At 42.8% G+C, this 7,762-nt stretch carries 6 protein-coding genes; 1 reads left to right on the top strand and 5 read right to left on the bottom strand.

Features of this window, described 5'->3' with window-relative positions; genetic code table 11:
* Positions 1-81 precede the first annotated feature (81 nt).
* Positions 82-1,026, bottom strand: coding sequence for a LysR family transcriptional regulator (locus AC075J_RS17275; protein ID WP_476390547.1), 945 nt, complete (start codon positions 1,024-1,026; stop codon positions 82-84).
* 136 nt (positions 1,027-1,162) lie between these two features.
* On the opposite strand from AC075J_RS17275, the gene AC075J_RS17270 reads away from it, so the two are divergent.
* The gene (locus tag AC075J_RS17270; protein ID WP_008705470.1) at positions 1,163-2,554 is read left to right on the top strand and encodes a sodium-dependent transporter; all 1,392 of its coding nucleotides are present in this window, start codon (positions 1,163-1,165) and stop codon (positions 2,552-2,554) included.
* Positions 2,555-2,672: 118 nt separating this feature from the next.
* Here AC075J_RS17270 and AC075J_RS17265 read toward each other — a convergent pair whose 3' ends face one another.
* The 4 genes from AC075J_RS17265 to AC075J_RS17250 all read right to left on the bottom strand — a co-directional run.
* A complete protein-coding gene (locus AC075J_RS17265; RefSeq protein ID WP_008705471.1) occupies positions 2,673-3,338 on the bottom strand; it encodes an HAD family hydrolase in 666 nt (221 codons plus the stop codon).
* A gap of 114 nt (positions 3,339-3,452) precedes the next feature.
* Entirely contained in the window at positions 3,453-4,829 is a 1,377-nt protein-coding gene (gene radA, locus AC075J_RS17260) for a DNA repair protein RadA (protein WP_008705472.1), read from the bottom strand.
* Positions 4,823-5,236 (bottom strand): hypothetical protein, encoded by a 414-nt coding sequence (locus tag AC075J_RS17255; RefSeq protein ID WP_008705473.1) that lies wholly within the window; start codon positions 5,234-5,236, stop codon positions 4,823-4,825. Before AC075J_RS17255 ends, radA begins: the two co-directional genes overlap by 7 nt.
* A gap of 229 nt (positions 5,237-5,465) precedes the next feature.
* The coding region (locus AC075J_RS17250) for an ATP-dependent Clp protease ATP-binding subunit (RefSeq protein WP_476390546.1) at positions 5,466-7,762 on the bottom strand (2,297 nt) is incomplete at its 5' end.

Below are 7,762 nucleotides of genomic sequence, written 5' to 3'. Positions count from 1 at the left end.
TATTTAAATTGTTTTTATCTTACGAACAATTATTCCCGACAGCTCATCTAATATAACACCGAAAAGCCACAATGTCAACAGTTAATTCCATAATTTGACAATCTTTTTATTTTCATGCCATATATGCCATAAAACAGGACTCTTTTCACTGCAAAATACTACATCATCCCCTTTCAGATATTCCAACAATATCTTCGTCACAACCGAGTTCATTGTTTTTACAAATGCCAACCCAATAATTCTGGATCTCCCCGGTTCAAGAGGTCTGCTCTCTACATCATTGGCAAACGCCTTCATAACCAGCTTCTGTGAGATCGTCACTCCCAGCCCATTTTTCACAAATGCCATAATAAGCGTATCATCACGAAAACTGTAAGAAGTCTTTGGCTCCTTCCCACATCTTTCCAATAAATGCAAAATATCATTATCACATCCCGGAGTCTCTATAATGAAAGGATACTCCAACAGTTCTTCCAGTCTCACACTTTTCTTTTCTGCAAGAGGATGATTTTTCTGCATCACAGCACAGAGAGGATCCTCACATAATGGATAAAACTTCAGATTATCTGCAACGATCGAAGACAGAAATCCGCAGTCCACCTGCCCATGTATGATCCAGTCTCTGATCTCATCATAATTTCCATCAAAGATCTGCACCTCAACCTGTGGATAATTTCTGTTAAAATAATGGATCACTTCCGGCATCCACATTGCAGTTACACTGGAAAAGCTTCCTATTCTGAGTTTTCCTTCTATTTTATGATTAATATTAAAAGCAGCCTGTCTAAGTTTATCTTTCTGATTTGTCATCTCCTGTATATAAGGCATCAGCATTCTTCCATTATCCGTCAGAGTTACACCTTTTTTAGCTCTTGCAAATAACTGTACTCCCAGTTCCTCCTCAAATCCGGCCATCATTTGACTGATTCCCGATTGTGTATAGTTTAGCGCCTCTGCTGCTTTCGAAAAACTTCCAGTCTCACATACCTTCAAAAAAATTTCATATCTGTCTCTGATTTCCTTCATTTACGATCCTTACTTCTTGTCTGTTTTTATCCATTACTTTTTTTAATGTATACTAGCAAAAACATTCATTTTACTTATATATTAACATATGTTATCGTACTTATGCAAACATAAATCATACAGGAGATTATCTATTATGGAAAGGAAATCAAATCATTTTTCAGGACAGCTCGGGTTTGTCCTTGCCGCAGCCGGCAGTGCTGTAGGAGTAGGCAATTTATGGAGATTCCCATATCTTGCAGCTAAAGATGGAGGCGGTCTGTTTTTAATCATTTATTTTATACTTGTACTTACATTTGGATTTACCCTGCTTACATCTGATATCGCAATCGGCCGCCGCACTCAGAAAAGTGCGATCGGTGCTTATGCTGAAATGAAGCCCAAGTGGAAATTCTTAGGCATTCTGACTTTTCTTGTACCTGTTCTTATTATGACTTATTACGCAGTGATCGGTGGATGGATCACCAAATATGCTGTAGTCTACCTGACAGGACAGGCAAAGGCTGCTGCAGCAGATGATTATTTTACTTCTTTTATCACATCCTCCACCTCACCTGTTATTTTTGCACTTATTTTCATGGGTGTAACTGCATTTATTGTATACAATGGTGTGCAGGATGGTATTGAAAAAGTATCCAAATGGATGATGCCGGTTCTTCTGGTACTCGTTGTCATCATCTCCATTTATTCCCTGACTCTGAAACATACAGATTCTTCCGGCCAGGTACATACCGGGATCCAGGGATTTCTTTATTACCTGACCCCAAATCTTGAGGGGCTTACTGTACAGCGATTTTTACAGATTTTACTGGATGCAATGAGTCAGCTGTTCTTCTCTCTCAGCGTGTCCATGGGAATCATGATCACCTACGGTTCTTATGTAAAACCTGATGTTAACTTAAACAAGGCTGTTAATCAGATTGAAATTTTTGACACAGGAGTGGCATTTCTTGCAGGTGCCATGATCATCCCTGCTGTATTCGTATTTTCCGGAACAGAAGGAATGGGAGCCGGTCCAAGCCTTATGTTTGTTTCTCTCCCAAAAGTCTTTGCAGCCATGGGAAAAGCAGGCATATTTGTAGGAATCCTCTTTTTCGTAACTGCTATTTTTGCAACACTGTCATCCTGCATCTCTGTGTTGGAATCCATCGTTGCAAACTGTATGGAAATCTTCCACACAGGCAGAAAAAAAACTGTTTCTGTTTTATCTGCAGTTTATCTTGCTGCTTCTGCGATCATTGCTTTGGGATACAGCATTTTCTATGTAGAAGTGGAACTGCCCAATGGCTCTACAGGACAGCTGCTTGATATTATGGATTACATCAGCAACAGTGTTATGATGCCATTTATCGCATTACTTTCCACCATCCTGATCGGATGGGTTATGACACCTGATTATGTCATTGATGAAATGGAACGAAACGGCAGCAGATTCCGCAGAAAAAAACTTTATCGAATCATGATCCGCTATGTTGCGCCGGTTATGATGTTTATCCTGTTTTTACAGTCAACAGGAGTTCTCTCATAAGCAAAAACTTAATATAACAAAAAAGGAATCTGTTTTCCTGGAAAAGTTTTGAAATAAATACCAGTAAAAACAGATTTCTTTTTTATTCAATCACTGACACTCATAAAAACAAATGAATTTATATGCCTGACCCCTGCAAAAATTCCTGCACTGCGCAAAGCGATCCCAGAATCTCTTCTGCGAGGGACTTCATCTCCTCCGTCACCTCCATCAGATCCGGCACCATGATCGGATGCATCCCTGCTGCATAAGCCGCCCTGATTCCATTATGAGAATCCTCAATCACATAACAATTCTCCGGTCTGGTCCCCAGTCGTCTGCAAGCCTCCAGAAAAATATCCGGTTCCGGCTTACTCCGTTCCACCATATCTCCCCCGACAATCTGATCAAAATATCCCAGCAGCCCGCCATCTGAAATCTCCGAACGCACCAGTACCTCCCGGGTAGAACTGGCAAGCCCAATCTTAAATCCCCTCATCTTCAGATATTTCAAAAGCTCCTCAACCCCCGGCTTCTTTGCCAGTTTGCCTCCGGAAGCATGACTGAAAAACACCTCTGCCATCTCCGCTTTATATTCCTCATACGGAAAATCTTCACCATAATGCTTCAGAAAAACCCCTTTACTTACAACACTGTTTGTTCCCAGACACTCATGACATGCCGCCTCAACTCCTGCGATTCCATGACGTTCTGCCACTTCTTTCCACGCTTGAAGCACAAGAATCTCTGAATCAAAAATCACTCCATCCATATCAAATATCACTGTATCAATCCCACTCGCCATAACTTTTGATCCTTTCCTCTTTCTCTCTGTCAGCAGACTTTCTCAGGCAAAAATATCTTTGACGACAGTCTGATCGACTTATTCAAACCATATATAAGCCAGTAGTCTGACAATCTATTTTTTCATAATATAACCAATCGCATCACGAATCTGCGACACATAAACCAAGTTGATCCCTTCCACTTTTCCAACAGAAGACCTACACACTTCCGGAAGCACAACTGTTCCAAATCCCAGTTTTTTCGCCTCCTGCACACGCTGGCCTGCCATATTCACTGCGCGGATTTCACCACTCAGACCAACCTCGCCAAATACCATCACATTATCAGGAATCACAATATCCTTCGCACTGGAAACAATCGCCAGACAGATCCCAAGGTCAATTGCCGGCTCTGTCATCTTCATTCCCCCTGCAATATTGACATAAGCATCCGATGCAGCCAGACGGAGTCCTACTTTCTTCTCAAGCACAGCCATAAGGAGATTCACTCTGTTAAAATCAGTTCCTACCGCTGTCCGCCTCGGAATACCGAAATTACTCTGGCACACAAGTGCCTGGATTTCAACCAGAATCGGCCGGGTTCCTTCCATAGAACACGCCACAACAGAACCCGACGCATCCTCCGGTCTGCCATTCAGCATATATTCCGACGGATTCTTCACCTCCTCAAGACCTGTATTACACATTTCAAAAACACCAATCTCATTCGTAGATCCAAAACGATTCTTCACCGCACGCAGGATACGATAAGAAGCATGCCGGTCGCCTTCAAAATAAAGCACCGTATCCACCATATGTTCCAGAACCCTCGGACCTGCCACATTTCCTTCTTTCGTCACATGACCTACAATAAAAATGGACACCCCCATTCCCTTTGCGATCTGCATAAGGATATTGGTAGATTCTCTCACCTGAGAGACACTTCCCGGTGCCGAACTTACATCTTCGTGAAACATAGTCTGAATGGAGTCGATCACAACCACATCCGGTTTTCTGCGCTCGATCACCTCACGTATCACTTCCAGGTTCGTCTCACATAAAAGCTGCATCTTATCCGTAAACTGCCCGATACGATTAGCTCTCAGCTTAATTTGTCTCAGAGATTCCTCGCCTGAAATATAAAGAACCGAAACCTGCTTCTCTGCCAGATTCCTGCACACCTGTAAAAGCAGCGTTGATTTTCCGATTCCCGGATCTCCTCCCACTAAAACAAGGGAGCCGGGGACGATACCGCCGCCCAGCACCCTGTCAAGTTCACCAATCTGAGTTGTCTGCCGTTCATCTTCTGACAGGCTAATGTCTTTAAGGATCACCGGTTCCTGCCTTTTTTCTGATGATTTCATTACTCCAGAAGAGGATGGCTTCTTTGTGGAAACTGTCTCTTCCACAAAGGTGTTCCAGGACTTGCATCCCGGGCACTGCCCCATCCATTTTGCGGATTCATATCCGCACTCCTGGCAAAAATATACCGTCTTTTTATTTTTCAGCATTTTACAATCTTTACTTCTACTCTTGCAGCATTGCCAAGTTCCACGCTAAAGGAAAGTTTACCGCCCAGGTTTGTTTTCATCTTACCTGTGCTTGCCTGTTCAATAAATACTTCATATTCTGTATCCGGCTCCATCTCCACTGTGATCTGTGCATCTTCCGGTCCCTCTACATGGAAATCCATCTGAGCTTCACTCTGTGTAAGATTAAATACTGCTGTTCCCGGAACTGATTCGTAAACGAACATTCCGTTTCTCTCGAGCTTGGTAATCTCCTTAAAAGTTTTTACTTTATACATATCGCCCTGATGCTGATAGTCTGATAATTTAGACTTCTGTGCAAGCTCATAGTCACCAAAGCTGATTGCTCCATTCTCTTCTGTACGGATTAATTCTTTTACTACTGCCATTTCCTATGTCCTCCTAAGACTCTTTTGTTTGCCGCTCCACCGGTTCATCTGCCGATGCCGTACAGTTTTTCACTATCTCTGTACTTTTCCGACATTTTATGTGCTTATTATATAATACATTCACTTTTTTGACCAGTATCTCACTGATTTTTTTATACTAATTTCACAATTTCTGTGAATCATGTGAGTCCTCTGCTTTAATTGTAAATATCTGTCTGCTCAGAGATTTCTACTGTTTTTTCACTTCAAATGCAATCTCGTTTTTATGAAGTTTCACCTGTACACTATCTCCACGTTTTACTCTGCCTTCCAGAATCTCGTTTGCAAGCGCATCTTCTATCTTACTCTGAATTGCACGACGCAGCGGTCTGGCACCATATTTATTATCAGAACCTTTTTCTGCAATAAAATCTTTCACAGCATTTGTCACTGTAAGATGAATTTCCATCTGTTCTGCGCATCGTTTCTCCAGTGTTTTAAGAAGCAATGTCACAATTTTCCGGATATCTTCTTTATTCAGCACATGGAACACCATGATATCGTCAATTCGGTTCAGGAACTCCGGTTTGAAAATCCGGCGCACTTCTTCCATCACACCGCCTTTCATTCGTTCATAGTCTTTCTTCTCATCATTATCAGACATGAATCCCAGACGTTTCGGTTCCATAATCGCCTGTGCCCCTGCGTTGGAAGTCATAATAATAATCGTCTGTTTGAAGTCGACTTTTCTTCCCTGTGCATCTGTAATATGACCGTCATCCAGCACCTGTAAAAGTATATTAAACACATCCGGATGTGCCTTCTCAATCTCATCAAAAAGCAATACACTGTACGGATTTCTGCGGACCTTCTCACTGAGCTGGCCGCCTTCTTCATATCCTACATATCCCGGAGGAGAACCGATCAGCTTGGAAACACTGTGTTTCTCCATATATTCGGACATATCTACACGAATCATCGCCTGTTCACTTCCAAAGACAGCTTCTGCCAGAGCCTTGGAAAGTTCTGTCTTACCAACACCTGTAGGTCCAAGGAAAAGGAAAGAACCAATGGGACGGTTCGGATCTTTAAGTCCTACTCTTCCCCGTTTCACTGCCTGCGCAACAGCTTTTACTGCCTCATTCTGTCCGATCACACGTTTATGAAGTTCTTTCTCCAGACGAGCAAGACGTTTGGTTTCTCCCTCTGTCAGTTTCTGAAGAGGAATCTTTGTCCAGTCAGAAATCGTCTCTGCAACAGCAGCTTCATCTACAACAAGTTTCTTCCTCTTATTTCTACGTTCAGTCTTAATGCGGATTTTCTCCATTTCGGCTTCCACTTCATTTTGGCGTACCTGTGCTTTTTTTGCGCGTTCAATATCTGCAGTCTTAACTGCCTGTTCTTTCTCCTCACGAAGTTCATTCAGTTCCAGTTCATATTGTTCCATTTCAGGTGCTGACTGATAACCCGCAAGCTGAACCTTTGATGCTGCTTCATCAATAATATCAATTGCCTTATCCGGAAGGAAACGGTCATTGATATATCTTTGTGACATTTTTACTGCTGCCTCAAGTGCCTCATCTTCAATCTTTACCCCATGATGTTTCTCATAATATGGACGCAGACCTTTAAGGATCTCAACAGTCTCCTCTGAAGATGGTTCTTCCACTGTCACAGGCTGGAATCTTCGTTCCAGTGCTGCGTCTTTTTCAATATATTTACGGTATTCCTCCAGAGTAGTCGCGCCGATAAGCTGAATCTCACCTCTGGAAAGAGAAGGTTTCAGAATATTAGAAGCATCCAGTGCTCCCTCCGCTCCACCTGCTCCGATGATGGTATGGATTTCATCAATGAACAGCAGAATTCCCTGATGTTCTTTTACTTCCTGGATCACATTCTTAATGCGTTCCTCAAATTCACCTCTGTATTTGCTTCCCGCAACCATGCCGGAAAGATCTAACACAACAAGACGCTTATCCTTCACTGTATCCGGAACCATTCCCATAACGATGCGCTGTGCAAGTCCCTCTACAATGGCAGTCTTACCTACTCCGGGTTCCCCTGTCAGACACGGATTATTCTTCGTACGTCTGCTCAGAATCTGGATCAGTCTGGTAATTTCTTTATCACGCCCTATCACAGGATCCAGTTTTCCCTCTGCTGCAAGCTGTGTCAGGTCACGACTGTACTGATCCAGCGTAGGGGTACTGGTCACTTTTTTGTTTCCCGCATTCCTTGCGTACTGAAATTCCTCTGCAATGGTATCATTGTCAAATCCCATAGCTGTCAGGATAGCCACAAACAACTTCTGGATATTTACTCCCATTGTAAAAAGCAGTCTGGTCGCTACGCAGTCTGTCTCTTTCAGAAGCGAAAGCAACAGGTGCTCTGTTCCACAAAGACATTCCATACTCTCAGCATCTTCCTTCGCCTGTTCAATGATCCTTCTTGCTCTCGGGCTGTACTGGGGATCTTTTGTTTCTGCTGCCGCAGTATTGCCCTGAACCGGTGTAACCAGGCTGCTGATAAGTTCCCTGAGTTTCTTCT

The sequence above is a fragment of the Blautia sp. ZXY-1-C6 genome (assembly GCF_056339875.1).
The sequence above is the reverse complement of the archived record's forward strand: the minus strand, read 5'-3'. Positions and strand labels throughout refer to the sequence as shown.